General features: G+C 60.1%; 11 protein-coding genes and 1 pseudogene. 6 read left to right on the top strand and 6 right to left on the bottom strand.

Annotation, left to right across the window (positions count from 1 at the left end):
- Nucleotides 1-65: 65 nt before the first annotated feature.
- Both AACY44_RS09420 and AACY44_RS09425 read left to right on the top strand, forming a co-directional pair.
- Nucleotides 66-353: a hypothetical protein gene (locus tag AACY44_RS09420; protein WP_339530118.1), complete on the top strand. Its 288-nt coding sequence runs from the start codon at nt 66-68 to the stop codon at nt 351-353.
- Nucleotides 350-2,575, top strand: coding sequence for a putative bifunctional diguanylate cyclase/phosphodiesterase (locus AACY44_RS09425; protein ID WP_339437234.1), 2,226 nt, complete (start codon nt 350-352; stop codon nt 2,573-2,575). Before AACY44_RS09420 ends, AACY44_RS09425 begins: the two co-directional genes overlap by 4 nt.
- A 300-nt stretch (nt 2,576-2,875) precedes the next feature.
- Here the strand turns inward: AACY44_RS09425 and AACY44_RS09430 are convergent, their stop codons facing one another.
- The 3 genes from AACY44_RS09430 to AACY44_RS09440 form a co-directional block, all read right to left on the bottom strand.
- Nucleotides 2,876-3,439 carry a cytochrome b gene (locus tag AACY44_RS09430; protein WP_339457053.1) on the bottom strand — a complete coding sequence of 188 codons (564 nt, stop codon included), beginning with the start codon at nt 3,437-3,439 and terminating at the stop codon, nt 2,876-2,878.
- 82 nt (nt 3,440-3,521) lie between these two features.
- Nucleotides 3,522-4,976, bottom strand: a complete 1,455-nt coding sequence (locus AACY44_RS09435) for an aldehyde dehydrogenase family protein (protein WP_339457055.1) — start codon at nt 4,974-4,976, stop codon at nt 3,522-3,524.
- 27 nt (nt 4,977-5,003) lie between these two features.
- On the bottom strand, nt 5,004-6,380 hold the full coding sequence (locus AACY44_RS09440) for an aspartate aminotransferase family protein (RefSeq protein WP_339469921.1): 1,377 nt from the start codon (nt 6,378-6,380) through the stop codon (nt 5,004-5,006).
- A gap of 209 nt (nt 6,381-6,589) precedes the next feature.
- On the opposite strand from AACY44_RS09440, the gene AACY44_RS09445 reads away from it, so the two are divergent.
- Nucleotides 6,590-7,606 carry a helix-turn-helix domain-containing protein gene (locus AACY44_RS09445; RefSeq protein WP_339530121.1) on the top strand — a complete coding sequence of 339 codons (1,017 nt, stop codon included), beginning with the start codon at nt 6,590-6,592 and terminating at the stop codon, nt 7,604-7,606.
- On the opposite strand, the gene AACY44_RS09450 is transcribed toward AACY44_RS09445, so the two are convergent.
- Both AACY44_RS09450 and AACY44_RS09455 read right to left on the bottom strand, forming a co-directional pair.
- Complete coding sequence (locus AACY44_RS09450) at nt 7,554-9,692, bottom strand: methyl-accepting chemotaxis protein (protein WP_339457060.1); 2,139 nt, start codon at nt 9,690-9,692, stop codon at nt 7,554-7,556. The genes AACY44_RS09445 and AACY44_RS09450 overlap by 53 nt on opposite strands.
- Before the next feature lie 154 nt (nt 9,693-9,846).
- Nucleotides 9,847-10,067 (bottom strand): annotated as a pseudogene (locus AACY44_RS09455) (hypothetical protein); the annotation flags it as partial.
- A gap of 308 nt (nt 10,068-10,375) precedes the next feature.
- On the opposite strand from AACY44_RS09455, the gene AACY44_RS09460 reads away from it, so the two are divergent.
- The 3 genes from AACY44_RS09460 (at nt 10,376) to AACY44_RS09470 (ending at nt 14,703) form a co-directional block, all read left to right on the top strand.
- Nucleotides 10,376-11,824 carry an APC family permease gene (locus AACY44_RS09460; protein ID WP_339457061.1) on the top strand — a complete coding sequence of 483 codons (1,449 nt, stop codon included), beginning with the start codon at nt 10,376-10,378 and terminating at the stop codon, nt 11,822-11,824.
- 81 nt (nt 11,825-11,905) lie between these two features.
- Nucleotides 11,906-13,342, top strand: coding sequence for an aldehyde dehydrogenase family protein (locus AACY44_RS09465; RefSeq protein WP_339530124.1), 1,437 nt, complete (start codon nt 11,906-11,908; stop codon nt 13,340-13,342).
- Nucleotides 13,343-13,380: 38 nt separating this feature from the next.
- On the top strand, nt 13,381-14,703 hold the full coding sequence (locus tag AACY44_RS09470; RefSeq protein ID WP_339457064.1) for a hypothetical protein: 1,323 nt from the start codon (nt 13,381-13,383) through the stop codon (nt 14,701-14,703).
- Nucleotides 14,704-14,732: 29 nt separating this feature from the next.
- Here the strand turns inward: AACY44_RS09470 and AACY44_RS09475 are convergent, their stop codons facing one another.
- Nucleotides 14,733-15,491: an IclR family transcriptional regulator gene (locus tag AACY44_RS09475; protein WP_339457066.1), complete on the bottom strand. Its 759-nt coding sequence runs from the start codon at nt 15,489-15,491 to the stop codon at nt 14,733-14,735.
- Nucleotides 15,492-15,495: the final 4 nt, after the last annotated feature.

The following is a 15,495-nucleotide window of genomic DNA, read 5'->3' on the forward strand; positions in this document are numbered from 1 at the left end:
TGAGGCGAAGCCTGTTTCGATGCTCATCAACTTTGAACGGATCAAGGTGCTCATCGTGTTCGAATATGACGTCGATGCGTCGCGTCTCGGCCCGATGCGCGCTCATCCCGCACGCCTGCGCGCTGAAAGAGATTTCTACAGATATCCGTTTTTTTGACGATACAGATGATGAGCCGCTCGAAATAGCTGCCGATACGCTGCGGACAGGTGTTGAAATGTACAGAATTTTCTTTTTTTTTCATGATGTGAGCATATTTTTGCAGCTTATTTGCAGCGATGCTGAAGTAGCAGCGATCCATACCAATCGCGTCGCTTTCTATGTGCGGTCAGCTTTTAGCGATAACCTCAAATGAGTACTTACCCAGTCAGTGATAATGATGAAGAGCGCATTCAGATTTTGAATGCTTTCGAGCTGATGGATACGCCACCTGAGCACGAATTTGATCAGATCGTCCAAATGGCATCTCGGATTTTTGATGTACCCATCGTCCTGATTTCTTTGGTACACCGCGACCGACAATTCTTCAAAGCACGTGTTGGCCTCGCTGTGTGTGAAACAGGTCGTGACGTCTCATTTTGTAATTATGCGATCATGGGTCGTGACGTTTTTTTGATACTTGATGCATTGCAGGATGAGCGGTTTAGATCAAACGCCCTGGTTGTCGGAGCTCCCCATATTCGCTTTTACGCGGGGGCGCCACTGGTAACGGCCACGGGGCATATGCTGGGTAGCTTATGCCTGATCGACAATAAGCCAAGAGAGATATTTTCAGAACGTGACCAGCTTGTTCTTCAGGACTTGGCCGTCATCGTTATTGAAAAAATGGAGTTACGTCGGCTCGAACTCAAGAACGAGGATAGCCTCACTCGGTTCATGAATATCACGTCGACTTCACCCGATGCCATTATTTGCTCAAACAGCAAAAATCAAATCACCTCGTGGAATAATTCGGCCGAGCTTATTTTCGGGCATAGATCCGAAGACGCAGTTGGAAAGACTCTCGACATCATTATTCCGCAAGAGATGCGCTCCAGACATCATGCAGGTTTTTCGAGGGTAGTCTCAGGCGGCCCAACCAGCATCATCGGAAAATCCGTCAACTTGACGGCCCTGCATCGTGACGGCCATAAAATACCCATCGAGCTCTCTCTCTCACAATGGACTGAAGCCGGCGAGGCACAAGTTGGGGCGATCATCCGTGACGTCACAAAACGTGTAGCGGCGGAAAAGCTACTGAAGCACGCTGCTGAGTACGATCATCTGACAGGCCTCGCTAATCGATCAACACTTAAGCAGCGGATTAAGGAGGCGTGTGACGCGCAGATAGCAGCGGCAATTCTTCTGATCGACCTGGATGGTTTCAAGGATGTTAACGACACGTTAGGCCACGCGGCTGGTGATTTTGTCCTCAGGGTGACTTCAAGTCGTCTTCGCAAACGCGTACCGACGTGTCATATGGTGGCCCGTCTGGGTGGGGACGAATTTGTAGTGTTCATGGCAGAGATTGCCGACGAGCACAAAGCGATTGAGCTTGGTTTGGCGCTCATCGCACTTATTGAGGAACCTATAGAGTTTCAAGATAATTCTATTTATATCGGAGCCAGTATTGGCGTGTCGATGAGATCAGGCTCTGATTACGATGGGGAGCAAATGCTAGGCAACGCGGATTTGGCGCTCTATCAAGCCAAGTCTGACGGGCGATCCCTTGTTCGTATGTTCACCTCCGAGCATCGACACACCGCGTCAAAGAGAGGAGCGCTCAGCTCATCAATGCGTCAGGCATGGGCGAACAAAGAATTTGAACTGTACTACCAGCCCCAGGTACGCCTTGCAGATGGCGTTATTACTGGGGCCGAAGCTCTTATACGATGGAACCATCCAACACTGGGTGTCATGTCTCCAGCGGTTTTTTTACCTGTACTAGAAGCAGGCCTTCTAGCGGTACCGGTGGGCGAGTGGATATTGCGCTCAGCCTGTGAACAGGCAGCTCATTGGCGAAATATCGGCTGTGACGGCTTCAGGATCGGCGTCAACTTGTTCGCAGCTCAGTTTCGTACGCGCGACTTTGCTGAAACGGTTGAAAGTGCGCTTAACGACTTTTCTTTACCGGCGAGCGCACTCGAACTGGAGATTACAGAAAATATAATTTTGCGAAACGAACAGCGAATTATGGAGCCCCTACGCTACCTTCGCTCGTTGGGTGTAGGCATTGCGTTTGATGATTTTGGCACAGGCTATGCTTCTTTGAGCCTTCTGAAAGACTACCCGGTCACACGGCTTAAGATTGACCGTTCGTTTGTCAGTGGCGTCGAACGTAGTAAAAAAGATGAAGTCATCATCGAGGCTGTTGTCAGGCTGGCTGCCGGCTTTAATCTTCAAGTCACTGCGGAAGGCATAGAAACACGCGAACAGGAAAGTCTGATGCGGCATTATTTATGCGAAGAGGGCCAAGGCTACCTCTATGGTCGTCCTATGACGGCTCATGAGTTCACTGAGCGTTATGTCTCAATGACTGACGACAATTTGACGTACCCAATTATTAACAACCCGCAACTACCTGAGCAGGGCTTTTGAAGCCAGACTGACCTCTTAGTGGAATAAATAATCCGTTGCACCGTCGCCCGACAGCGTGCACTCACTGCGCAACGACTGTCGCAATTCTAGGCGATGGGCATGAGGATAAACCGCGATCAAATGGTGATCGAGAAGCTGTCATTTCTATCTCCTCAGCGAGTCGCAATCATTTGGTGGTCCCGATTTTGTTGCCTTTATACAGCCGGCGAAGCAGCGGGTCGGAGGTGCTGCGAGGGCCTGCGCCGCCGGACCACGCAGCATGGCCGTTTTCTTACGCTACGGACACATGGTCTTATTCCGTCAGAGCATGCGGCGCAAGACGTCGTTGCGTGGGTCCCGGTCGTAGAAGCGATGCTTGAGGGCGCCCGCCACATGCAGCACGATCAGCACCAGCAAGCTATAGGCGAGGACTTTGTGCAGCCATTGGAACACCGCGAACCAATCGTCATTCTTTGGCAACAGCTCCGGCAGGTTAACCCCAAAAAAGAACACCCCATCGCTCATCGTGTAGGTGCTCGACATGGAGTAGCCCATCAACGGCACGATCACCAGCAGCACGTACATCATGCGCTGCGTCAGGCGTGACAGAAACCGTTCATACCCCGCCAGGGTTTCCAGCGGCTGCGGCAAATGGAGGGTGCGAAAACGCACGGCGAGCTGAGTCAGGACCACCAGGAACGTCAACACCCCGAAGGACTTGTGCCACGGGTAGTAGAGCTCGTATTTGCTCGCCACTTCATCATTCATGCCGGTCATGTGCCAGCCGACCCACAGCAGGCCCAGGACGAGCACGGCACGCACCCAGTGCAACACGCGCAGGGAGGTCGGGTACCGATCGATTGTCGGTTGATCTATTGGGTTCATATCAGGCTCTCCACGGAGCGATGCACGGTTGAATGGCCACCCTCAACGTTGGAGGGTGGCTCGGTCAGGACAGGGGCTGCGCTCAGACCGGCAGCAGCACGGTGATGACTTTCTCCTCGGTGTAGGCCAGTGCGCCGCTGAACCCACCTTCACGCCCGATACCGCTGGTCTTGACGCCGCCCCAAGGCAGGTTGGCGTCCAATGGGCTCCAGCAGTTGATACCCACGGCGCCGGCTTTCACCGCCGCCGCGACACGGTGCGCTCTGGCCAGGTCGCTGGTCCAGACCGTGGCCGCGAGGCCGTAGCTGCTGTCGTTGGCCAGGGCGATCGCTTCGTCTTCGCTGTCGAACGTGATCAGCGTGCCGACGGGACCGAAGATCTCGTCCCGGGCTATTTCCATGTCGTTGCGGGCGTTGGCGAAGATCGTCGGACGCACGAACCAGCCCTGCTTAGGGGCCGAGACGCCGCCGGCCAGCAGCGTTGCGCCTTGGTCGATGCCCAGCTGGATGTAGCGGTTGACGCGATCCAATTGCGCCTTCTTGGCCACCGGACCCATCTGTACGCCGGGCTCGCGAGGATCGCCCACGTTCACCGCCTGTGCAGCCTCGGCCAGCGCGGCGCCGAAACGTTCGGCGAGGCTGCGCTGCACCAGGATCCGCGAACCGGCCGCACACACCTGGCCCTGGTTGGCGAACAGACCGAGCGTACAGCCGCGCAGGGCGTCGTCGAAGGAGGCATCGTCGAACACAATCTGCGGGCTCTTGCCGCCCAGTTCCAAGGCCACGCGCTTGAACAACACACCAGCCGTGCGCTGGATCTCACGCCCGGCCTCGGGACTGCCGGTGAAGCTGATCTTGGCGACATCCGGATGCTCGCACAGGGCGCGACCGACTTCGTTGCCGTAGCCGGTGACCACGTTGATCACGCCGTCCGGGAAGCCGGCTTCCTGCGCCAGCAGCCCCAGGTGCAGGGCCGACTGCGGGGTTTCTTCCGAAGGCTTGACCACCACGGTACAGCCAGCCGCGAGCAACGCCGCGAGCTTCCACACGGTGATCATCAGCGGCGAGTTCCAGGGCACGATGGCACCGACTACGCCCACGGGCTCGCGTACCGTGTACGACAGGGTCTTGGTGCCAAAGTAGCCACCGGTGGGAATGGTCCGACCTTCGAGCTGGTTGGCCCAGCCGGCGGCGGCGCGCAGGTTGGCAATCGCGTTGGGCAGGTCCATTCGACGTGGTTCGATCGGCGAGCGTCCAATGGCGTCGGCATCCATATCGGCCAGCAATTCGCTGTCGCGTTCGACCAGGTCGGCCAGTTTCGACAGCAGTCGCCCCCGCTTGGCGCCGTCGAGTTGGCTCCACTCGCCGCCTTCAAGTTGTCGGCGTGCAGCCGCCACGGCAAGGTCCACGTCCTCGCTGGTGCCACGCGCGGAGCTGCCGTAAACCTGCTCAGTCACGGGGTTGACCAGGTCTATGCGACGACGGTCGAAGGCTTCGCAGGACGCACCTTCGATGAAATGATTCAAGTGCTCAGTCATTTTGCGGTCCTCGAGTAGTGGGCAAGATCATGCTTTGAGGGAAGCCAGGGCGTCGCCGAAGATGTCCAGTGCCTTGAAGAACAGCTCTCGCGAGATCGTCAGTGAGGGCATTACGCGCATCACGTTGCTGTAGCGGCCACAGGGAATCATCAGCACGCCGTGGTTGAGCAGATAGCCCATCAGTTGGCCGATCTTCTCGCCCGCCAGGGGCGCCTTGGTGAGCGGGTCTTCGATCAGTTCGATGCCGATCATCAGGCCGCGACCGCGCACTTCACCGACCAACGGGCTGTTGAAGCCGCGAATATGCGCCTGTGCCTCTAGCCCCAAGGTGTGCGCGCGGTTGAGCAGGTCGAGTTCAGGATCCTGGAGGATGCTGATGTTGGTCAGTGCCACGGCGGCCGACAACGAGTTGGCGGCGAACGTATTGGGCATGGAGCCGTCGGGAATCTGCGCCGCCAAGTCCGAGCGCATGATCAGGCCGGCCATGGGCAGGTCGCTGCCGATGCCTTTGCCGAAGGTGAGCATGTCGGGCTTCACGCCGGAATGCTCGACCGCCCACATCTTGCCGGTGCGCCCCGCGCCGGACTGCACTTCATCGACGATCAGCAATGTGCCGCTGCGGTCGCAGGCCTTGCGCAGCAGTTGCAGGAATTGCGGCGACGGGGGCACGTAGCCGCCTTCGCCCTGTACCGGCTCCACAATCACGGCAGCCACGTCATCGGCGGCGGTGTACGGGGTGTTCAACAGGTAGTCGATGTACTCGCCGGCGATCTGCTCGGCACTTTTGTGGGTGGTGTCGAAGGGGAAGCGGTAGGCGTAAGGGTAGGGCGCGTGAATTACGCCCCCCATCTGGGCGCCAAAACCCTTGCGGTAGGCCGTGCCGGTGGTCAGCGAACCCGAAGCGTTCCACACGCCGTGGTAGCCGCCGTGAAAGGCGATGATCTGGTGCCGCCCGGTGATGCGCTTGGCGAACTTGATCGCCGCCTCCAGTGCATCACTGCCGCTTTGCGTGAAGAAGGTGATGCAGTCGCCACGCAAACCCTCGGGCGCGATTTCGGACAGCTTGGCAGCCAGCTCGGTACGCCGGGTGCTGTTGATTTCCAGGGCATGCATCAGCACTTCGGACTGTTCGCGAATCGCCTGCACCACTTTGGGGTGGCAGCGGCCCACGCTGCTGACACCGACGCCGGCGGACAGGTCGATATAGGTGTTGCCGTCCGGGTCTTTGAAGGTCGCACCGAAGGCGCGGTCCATGGCGATCGGCATGCGCCCGCCGCCGCGTGCCATGGACTCGGTACGCGCCGAAAGCGCCAGGGCCTCGCACGTTTTGGGGCCGGGGAGCGTGCTGGAGGTGATGCGCGGTGCATCGGCGAAATGCAAGGCTGCAAGCTTGGCTTCACTCATGACGGATTCTCTGCGATGTTGATTGATGTGGCCTGATCATCTGCGTGACGCGGGTCAGGCTGGTAGCCCGAATCGGCACATGGGTGCGCCGACGCAGGTGAGGTCGAATGAGCTGAACCTGTCGCGAAATTTGCATTAATTGCTTTATGTGAGAATATCGCCAAATAAAGCGACCTTAGAATAAAAAATATCCGAGGATATTGCTCATTATGAGAAATACCAGCATCGGTCATTTTAAGGATGTTCACGTTCATGCGGCCAACGTGCAGCAGTGGAACCAGGACTACAGCCAGTTAACCGCAGGCTCGACCGAGAGTTCGCTGATGCAGTTGACCACCGGCGGGTGCCACGTTTTCCTTGAGCAGATCAATCAGCGTGTCGTGCAGCACGGCGTTGCACCGCGCGGCAAGATGTGCTTCGCGGTGCCGATCAACGTGCCTGGTTCGATGCGGATGCAGGGGCGGGAGGTGGACGACAGCAGCCTGTTTTTTCTGCGCGGTGGCGAAGAGTTCATGTTTCATATGCCGATGGGCATGCAACTGCTGTCCATCACGTTCGAGCGTGAATTGTTCGAGCAGGCGCTGGCGCAAACCGCTTCGGCCAAGGATGTGAGCCTGTTGCTGCGTCAGCCGGTGATCCGGGTTTCCAGCCAGCGTTTCGCCGATGCCCGTCGGCGCTTGCTCACGGTATTCGCCCAGGCCATGGCCAGCGAGACTCACGACAGCCTTCAGGAGCGACAACACGACGAGGCGCTGGAGCAGGCCATGCTCGGCGAGTTGGTGCAGCTCATGACCGATCCGGCCTGCGATAAGCAGCAGCGCACGAGCAGCTCCACGCGCAGTTTTATCGTCGAGAAATGCCATCGCATGGCGACCACCGGGCAGTTCGACGTGCCGAGTGTGTTCGAACTGTGCGAACGCCTCCAGGTCAGCCGGCGCACGGTGCAGAACAGCTTTCGCGCCGTGGCCGAGACCACGCCGCTGAACTACCTGCGCTGTGTGCGGCTCAATGGCGTACGCCGCACCTTGATGTCCACTCAGGCCGCGCATCTCTCGATTGGCGATGCCGCAGCCCAGTGGGGCTTCTACCACCTCAGCCATTTCGCGGCTGAGTACCATGCGCTGTTCGCCGAATTACCGTCCCAGACATCACGCGCCGCCATACCGCCATGTGTTACACGCGGAACTGGTCCATCAGCTTCATCTGTTGATTGGCCCGTGCGTTGAGCTGACTGCTGATCTGCGCCGACTCTGCGGCCTGTTCCGTCAAGGTCTCAGTCACACCACGGATGGTCGAGACGTTGCGATTGACCTCTTCGGCCACCGCACTTTGCTCCTCTGCGGCACTTGCAATCTGCAGGTTCATGTCGCTGATCACCGTTACCGCGTCGCTGATCTTGCCAAGCGCCTGCACGGCCTGATGGATCTGCCCGGCGTTGTCCTGGGCGAGCGTCTGGCTGGAATGCATGGTCGCCACCACGCCCCGCGTGCCGGTTTGGATACGTTCGATGACCATGCGGATTTCCTCGACGGAATCCTGGGTGCGCTTGGCCAGGTTGCGGACTTCATCGGCCACCACCGCAAAACCTCGGCCACTTTCGCCGGCGCGCGCCGCTTCGATCGCGGCGTTGAGTGCCAGCAGGTTGGTTTGCTCGGCAATGCTGCGGATCACTTCCAACACCGAACCGATCTGCTCGCTGTTGACCGCCAGGGCTTCGACTTCCGTCACGGCCTTGCTGACCTCGCGGGCCAACGCATTGATGTCCTGGGTGCTGCGCTCGATAAGGGTGATGCCCTCCCTGGACGCCTGGTCGGCACCGCGTGCTGCCTGGGCGGCACTCGAGGCGCTATGGGCGACTTCATGGGCGGTGGCGCTCATTTCGTTGGAGGCGGTTGCCAGTTGATCGATCTCGCGAAATTGCACCTGCATCCCTTCACTGGTCAGCCGCGCAATTTCCGAAGACTGGTCGGCGGTGCCGCGCGCATCGGTAATGCTCTGCTTGATCTGCGCGACGGTGGGCTGCAGTTTGTCGAGGAAACGGTTGAACCCGTTCACCAGTTCGCCCAGTTCATCTTTCTTGCGGTAGTGCAGGCGTTGGGTCAGGTCACCGTCGCCGCTGGCAATCGCCTTGAGCATCTGCGCGACACTGTTGATTGGGCGCGTCACCCCGGAGGCAGTGAACCAGATGAGCAGCAGGCCCAGCAGCCCGGCGCCGATGGCCACCAGCAATGACGCTAGCGTGTCGCGGGTTTGGGTCTGGTCAAGCAAGGTCTGAAGCGCTACCGAGTCAGCCAGCAATACCTGTTTGGGCAAATCAATGACCACTCCCCAAGCTGGCGCGTCGGGGATAGGCGCGACGGGGTAGACGGCGCGGATCAAATCATCCTGGGCCAGCACCAGCGGTTTTTTTTGCGTCAATGCCGCGAGTATCGCCTTGCTTTCCTTACCCAATGTGACGCTGAGCGGCGTGGCAACCTGGCCGGCATCCTTACTGTAGGCCGCGAGCACGCCGCTGTCGGACACAATCAGCATGCTTCCCGAACCGTTGAACAGCATGCGCTGGGCATCGCTTGCCGCTGCTTGCAGGGCACCGAGTGCGAGGTCCACACCCAGGGCACCGATCACCTTGCCATCGGCAATCAACGGCATCGACAGCGTGGTCATCAGTTGTACTTGCCCGGCCTGGGTGTCGGCATAAGGCGCCATCAGGCAGGTGCGCCGGGTGTCTCGCGGGCAGGTGTACCAACTGTTATAGGGGGTGCCGCTGATGCTGAGTTCGGTCTTCTGCAAATCGCTTTCGGGAATCAGGATGTTCACCGCTACGCCAGCACCCCGGTTCCAGGCACTGGCGAAGCGCCCGGTTTCGTTGGAGGCGCGCGCGGCGTCGTTGGCGAATGCGCTGTCTTGACCCTCCAGCGCGTTCGGCTCGAAAACCAGCCACAGCCCGAGTATCTGCGGATTGCGCTCGAAGGTTGCCTTGAGACTCTGGTTCAGCTCCTCACGCAACGTCGCGGCCGGCAAGCCGCGCTGGGCGGCCATGTTGCGCAAATGGGCCGCCTGGTCGGACAGGGCGGTAATGAGCAGCAGGCTGTTGCCGAAGACCCGCTGCAGGTTCCCCGTCTGCTCGGCGGCCTTGGCCAGCAGCAGCGTCTCGCCACTCTCGGTCAGCATCTTGCTGCTGGACGCACTGATCAACCGGTTGTTCTGGTTGCTCTGATAGAGGTTCAGGCTGACGATAAGGCCGATGACGCCCAGAAGGCACAAGCCGGACAGCAGGATGATTTTCAAACGGATGGAGAGGGCGTCGAGCATCGGAGTATCTCGCAGGTGAACAGCGTGCTTGTTGACCATCAGTTGGCCTGGGCCACTGACTTCTTATTGGTATGTCCTATATCGCCCGGTCTCGGGTTTTAACAAGGCCGGTTCGGTAATTCAGTGATTATCGCGGTATGCCGAACAGCGGCAGCTCCAGCAGCAAGCCGCTCACGACCGGGCCGAGCGCCGCCCCGCCGGAGGCCACAAACGACCAGATACTAAATGCCATGGCCTGTTCGCGCTCTTCGCTGAACGTCAGCGGGATCGGGGTCAGGTCGGGCAAGGCGGTGTACAGCACGGCCCTATCAATGACGATGAGCAACAATCGCTGGAGATAATGACAAGGATCAGCCAGCGGCGTTTGGAGGGCATAGGGTGGGCTCGATAATTGAATGGCCTACGCCGGCAACTTCAGGTCAGCCAGGCATAGGGCGGGTGAACGTAGCATGCACGAGCGCGCACCCGCGCCGTTATCCCAAATCGGCGGGGGAATAAGTCGGCCCTGACCTGTTTTGGGGCGCTGGCCGCGATGTTACCGATTTGGGATAGCGAGGGTTATGTGGGCGGGCATAGGATCGAATCCAGCGTGCAACCTCAAGAATAAAAGCGCTACCCGGCACCGATAGCGCCTGGATCGGGGCCACCCCACAGCGACTGCCTCATACAATAAGGTCAATAACATGAGCGTAACTCTCCCGGTCAACAGCTCTACGGAGCTCAAGCGTGGCGCCCTGGGTGTCGGCTTCATCATCTTTTTCGTGATTTCGGCGGCAAGCCCGCTCAGTGTGATTGCCGGTGGTTTCCCGATCGGCATCATGCTGGGCAACGGTGCCGGCACCCCAGCGTTACTGCTGCTGGCCTTGCTGGTGCTGTTGGCGTTCTCGGTGGGTTACACCACCATGTCCCGCCATGTCACCAACGCCGGCGGTTTCTACGCCTTCACCTCCCGTGGCCTGGGCGGCCTGGCCGGCGGCTCGGCGGCAGTGCTGGCGATGTTCGCCTACAACATCTTGCAGATCGCCCTGTATGGCATGTTCGGTGGCGTGGTCGCCGGCACCATGGAGAGCGTGGCGGGTGTGATATTGCCCTGGTGGTCCTATTCGCTGATGGCGATGGCCAGCATCGCGTTTCTCGGCTATCGCAAGATCGACCTCTCGGCACGGGTACTGTCGTTGGTGGTGATCGCCGAATACCTGGCGATCCTGATCCTCGACTTTGCCATTCTGAAAACCGGGGGTGACAGCGGCGTCAATCTCGACTCGTTCACCCGTCAGCATGTGTTCAGCGGCACTCCGTCCATTGGCCTGCTGTTCTGCTTCGCCGCCTTCATCGGCTTCGAGGCCACCACCATCTACGGGGAAGAAGCGAAAGACCCCCAGCGCACCATCCCGATCGCCACCTACAGTTCGGTGCTGCTGATCGGCGGGTTCTATGCGCTGTCGGTGTGGTCGATGGTAGTGGGTGTGGGCGCGGACAAGATCGTGCCGATGCTGCAAGCCATGCAAGACCCCACCACCTTTATCTACGGCATGTCCGATCACTTCGTCGGCCCGCACCTGACCCAGATCATTCGCGTGCTGTTCATGGTCAGCATCTACGCCGGGCTGTTGGCGTTCCATAACGCGGCGGCGCGCTACTTCTACGCCATCGGCCGTGACGGCTTGCTGCACAGCGTGCTGGGCACCACCCACCGCGTGCACCAGAGCCCGCACATGGGGTCTGCCTTGCAGAGCCTGATCGCGGCCGTGGTGGTATTGATCTTCGCCGCGATGGACGCCGACCCAATCCTGCAACTGTTCGCCTGGTTCTCCAACCTGGCAACCCTGTGCGTGATCCTGCTGATGGCGATGACCTCGTTCGCGATCTGCGTGTATTTCCATCGGCACCCCGAACTCAAGGTCGGCCCGCTGCGCGGGCGCATTCTGCCGGTATTGTCGTGCCTGGCATTGCTGTGCGTGCTGGTACTGGCGGTGGCGCATTTCGATGTGCTGACGGGGGCCAGCCAACTCTTGTCCTACAGCTTGTGCGCGGTGATTCCCGCAGCCCTTCTGGGCGGCCTGTATCTCGCCGCGCGCCTGCGCAAGGTATCGCCGCAGCGGTTCCTGGCCCTGGGCAGTCACAAGCTCTAAGGCCTGGTTCGAAACCTCTCTCCTGTGAATTGTTCGCTGCCGTTCTGCGGTAGGGCTCGTCTGCGTTAAAGGAAATTGCATATGCACCATTACAAGATGCTCATCAACGGCGTTTCGGTTGCCGGTGAAAACGGCCAGTTTGACGTGATCAATCCGGCGACCGGCGCCGCATTCGCACAATGCCCGGCCGGCTCGCTGTCCCAGTTGGACGAGGCGGTGGCCGCCGCTCAGGCCGCTTTCAAGACCTGGCGCCACAGTACCCATGGGCAGCGCTGTGAGCACCTCAATGCGATTGCCGATGCGATCGAAAAAGACGCTGATGCATTGGCCCGGCTGATCGTGCAGGAACAAGGCAAACCGCTTGAGCTGGCGTTTTCCGAAGTCATGGGCGCCGCCGCCTGGACCCGCTACGCTGCCGGGCAGGAGATCGCCGTGGAGCTGGTGGAAGAAACCCCGACCCAGCGCATCGAACTGCACCGCAAACCGTTGGGTGTGGTGGCGTCCATCACGCCGTGGAACTGGCCGTTCATGATCGCCGTATGGCACATCATGCCGGCGCTGCGCGCGGGTAACTGCGTGATCAGCAAGCCATCGAGCATGACGCCGCTGAGCACGTTGCGCCTGGTCGAAATCATCGGGCGCCATGTGCCCCACGGTGTGATCAACTGCGTGACTGGCGAGCAGGGTTTCGGCAGCGCGATCACGTCGCACCCGGGGATCCAGAAGATTGTATTCACCGGCTCCACAGCCACCGGCCAGAGCGTCATGCGCGGGGCCGCCACCAACCTCAAGCGCCTGACCCTGGAACTGGGCGGCAACGACGCGGCGATTGTATTGCCGGGTACGTCGGTGGAGGAGGTGGCCGAAGAGATCTTCCAGGCCGCCTTCCTCAACATGGGCCAGACCTGCGCCGCACTCAAGCGCTTGTACATTCACGAATCCCAGTACCAGGCGTTTGCCGAGGCCCTGACGCGGATTGCCGAGCGCCAGGTGGTCGGTAATGGGCTGGAGCCCGGCGTCAACTTCGGCCCGGTGCAGAACCTTGATCAACTGCAACTGGTGGACGCGCTGATTGCCGATGCGCGGGCACACGGTGCGCGTGTGTTGTGTGGCGGCGCACGCCTGGATCGCCCCGGGTTCTTCTACCCGCCCACGCTGGTGGCGGATGTGCGCGATGGCCAGCGTCTGGTCGACGAGGAACAGTTCGGGCCGGTATTGCCGCTGATCGCTTATCAGGATGTCGAGGATGTGTTGCGCCGCGCCAATGCCGGCGACATGGGCCTGGGCGGTTCGGTCTGGGGCCCGGACGTGGAACAGGCGCAGGCATTGGCCAGCCGTCTGGAGAGTGGCGTGGCCTGGGTCAACTGCCACGCGCGCATTCAGCCGAACACGCCGTTCGGCGGCAGCAAGATGTCTGGGTTTGGCGTCGAGTTCGGCCTTGAAGGGTTACTGGAATTCACCGGCCAGCAGTTGCTGTTCGTCAACAAGCGCGCAGCCGAATCACGCCTCGACAACTAAGACAGCCTCTCAAAGGCGCACACCAAGGAGCTTCGATCATGCGGTATCCCTCCACGTCATTTCTCAGCGGTACGTTGGCCTGTACGTTGACGCTTTGCGCCATCAGCCAGGCCCAGGCCTATGAGTTGTACAGCGATGAGAGCCGGCATCTGAATGCCGACATGACCGCCGTGTTCGGCATGTTCAACAGCCGCAAAAACTATGACGGCACGTCGGGTGGTTCCACCTGGCGCGAAGGTTTCATCAAGTATGGCTTGAGTGGCGACCAGTCCCTGGCCGGCCATGGCACAGCCTATGGCGCCTTCGCGCTGGTCAGTTCCGCGACCTGGGGTGACGGCGACCCGGCCGGTAATACGCTGGGCAGCGAACGCACCACCAAAATCGAAGATGCGTACCTGGGTTGGCGCTCAGGCGACCTGTTTCCGGCCCTGGGCAAGGACGGCGTGGACATTTCCGGCGGTCGCCAGGTGGTCAAACTCGGCAGTGGCTTCCTGATCAACGACGACGGGCCGAACCTGGGCAAGGGCCCGGCCAATGGCACGTTGAACCGTGGCGGTGCGTATTACCTGGCCGCGCGGCACGCCTTCGATCAAACCGCATTCCTGCGTCTGGGCGGCAAGGATGGCCTGCACGGCAGTCTGCTGTGGCTCAAGTCCGATAACCGCGCCCAGGCTGAAACCGAAGTGGCCGCCGGTACTCTGGATTACACCACCAAACCCGGCACACTGGGCTTGACCTGGGTGCATGGCATCGATGTGAACGAACGCTGGGCCAGTGATTTTCAGCGCCAGCGCAAGGGCATGAATGTCTACAGCGTGCGCGGCGAAGGCGACGCAGGCCTGCCGAATGTCAGCCTGGCGTTCGAGTATGCCTGGCAGGACAAGGACACCGGCCCCGAAAAAGCCTGGTACGGCGAAGCTGGCTACACCTTTGCCGATGTCGCCTGGACGCCGAAGGTCAGCTACCGCTACACCCGCTACTCACAGCAGTGGGATTCGCTGTTCACCGGCTTGAGCACCGGCTATGGCACCTGGCTGCAAGGCGAAGTCGCGGGCAACTATGCCGGGCCGTTCAACAGCAACACCAGCATCCAGCACGTGGCCCTCAAGGCCACGCCTCTGGAAAACCTGACCCTGGGTGCGCTGTACTTCGACTTCGACACCGTACGCAAGAGCAATGCGCTGAACCTCAATGCTCGGGAGCTGGATGTATACGCCGAGTGGGCCGTCAACCCGCACCTGATCGTCACGCCGCTGATCGGCCTCTACAAGCCCAAGCAGGACGCCACCACCGGCGGCAACCAGGTCGCCGGCAACGGCACCAACGTTTACAGCCAGTTGACCATCGCCGTGCCGTTCTAGCCCACCACTGCTGCGGTCGCGCCTGAACCTCAGGACGCGGCGGCGCCCGGCGGATTGCGCAGGTTCTCGGCAATCCGGCGGGTGGTGTCCATGACCATTTCAATCACGGTTTCCTGACGCAGCAGCTTGAAGCTCTGGGTGCTGCCGACGGCGGACAGGCTGCCGATCACCTCGTCGATATCTGGCTGGATGATGGGCGCGGCGATACCAGTCAGGCCGAGGTTGAGTTCATCATGGGTCATGCAGTACCCATCCTTGCGAATCTTCTTTGTGGCCTTGGCAAAGCTGGCCCAGTCGTAGGGGCTGTCCGGGTCGCTGGCCATATGCTCTTCGAACAGGCGCTGCAGGCGTCGACCTTTCTGGAAGGCGATCAATACCTTGGACTGCGCGCCGCGAAAAAAGGGCAGCGGATGCCCGCGCCCGAAGGAGAAGTGATACGTGTCGGTGGGTTCGGCGATGTAGGTGTTGATGATGCGCCCGTCGTAGAAGACGCTGGCGAACACCGCCAAGCCGGTCTGCGCCGACAGCTCGTGCATCAGCTCGCGCCCCGCCAGAAGGATGGGGTCGTACTGGCGCATCATCCAGTCCAGCTCGATCACGCGCGGCCCCAGGCCGTAGTGGCCGGCATCCACACGGGTCAGCAGGCCGGCGTCGCACAACTCCTTGACATAGCGATACGCGGTGGCGCGCGACAGGCCCATGCGCTCGGCGATGGTGTCCGGGTCGATCTTCAACGTCGCTGGACCGAACAGGTCCAGGACATTCAGCAATTTACTCAGGCTGCTCATTTCG

The sequence above is a fragment of the Pseudomonas sp. RA_15y_Pfl1_P11 genome, from assembly GCF_963970975.1.
Lineage (GTDB): Bacteria > Pseudomonadota > Gammaproteobacteria > Pseudomonadales > Pseudomonadaceae > Aquipseudomonas > Aquipseudomonas tritici.

Coding starts and splice junctions, on each gene's coding strand:
- AACY44_RS09420 (WP_339530118.1), top strand. CDS start 66: ATGACGTCGATGCGTCGCGTCTCGGCCCGATGCGCGCTCATCCCGCAC.
- AACY44_RS09440 (WP_339469921.1), bottom strand. CDS start 6,380: ATGAGTGAAGCCAAGCTTGCAGCCTTGCATTTCGCCGATGCACCGCGC.
- AACY44_RS09465 (WP_339530124.1), top strand. CDS start 11,906: ATGCACCATTACAAGATGCTCATCAACGGCGTTTCGGTTGCCGGTGAA.
- AACY44_RS09445 (WP_339530121.1), top strand. CDS start 6,590: ATGAGAAATACCAGCATCGGTCATTTTAAGGATGTTCACGTTCATGCG.
- AACY44_RS09430 (WP_339457053.1), bottom strand. CDS start 3,439: ATGAACCCAATAGATCAACCGACAATCGATCGGTACCCGACCTCCCTG.
- AACY44_RS09475 (WP_339457066.1), bottom strand. CDS start 15,491: ATGAGCAGCCTGAGTAAATTGCTGAATGTCCTGGACCTGTTCGGTCCA.
- AACY44_RS09425 (WP_339437234.1), top strand. CDS start 350: ATGAGTACTTACCCAGTCAGTGATAATGATGAAGAGCGCATTCAGATT.
- AACY44_RS09450 (WP_339457060.1), bottom strand. CDS start 9,692: ATGCTCGACGCCCTCTCCATCCGTTTGAAAATCATCCTGCTGTCCGGC.
- AACY44_RS09460 (WP_339457061.1), top strand. CDS start 10,376: ATGAGCGTAACTCTCCCGGTCAACAGCTCTACGGAGCTCAAGCGTGGC.
- AACY44_RS09435 (WP_339457055.1), bottom strand. CDS start 4,976: ATGACTGAGCACTTGAATCATTTCATCGAAGGTGCGTCCTGCGAAGCC.
- AACY44_RS09470 (WP_339457064.1), top strand. CDS start 13,381: ATGCGGTATCCCTCCACGTCATTTCTCAGCGGTACGTTGGCCTGTACG.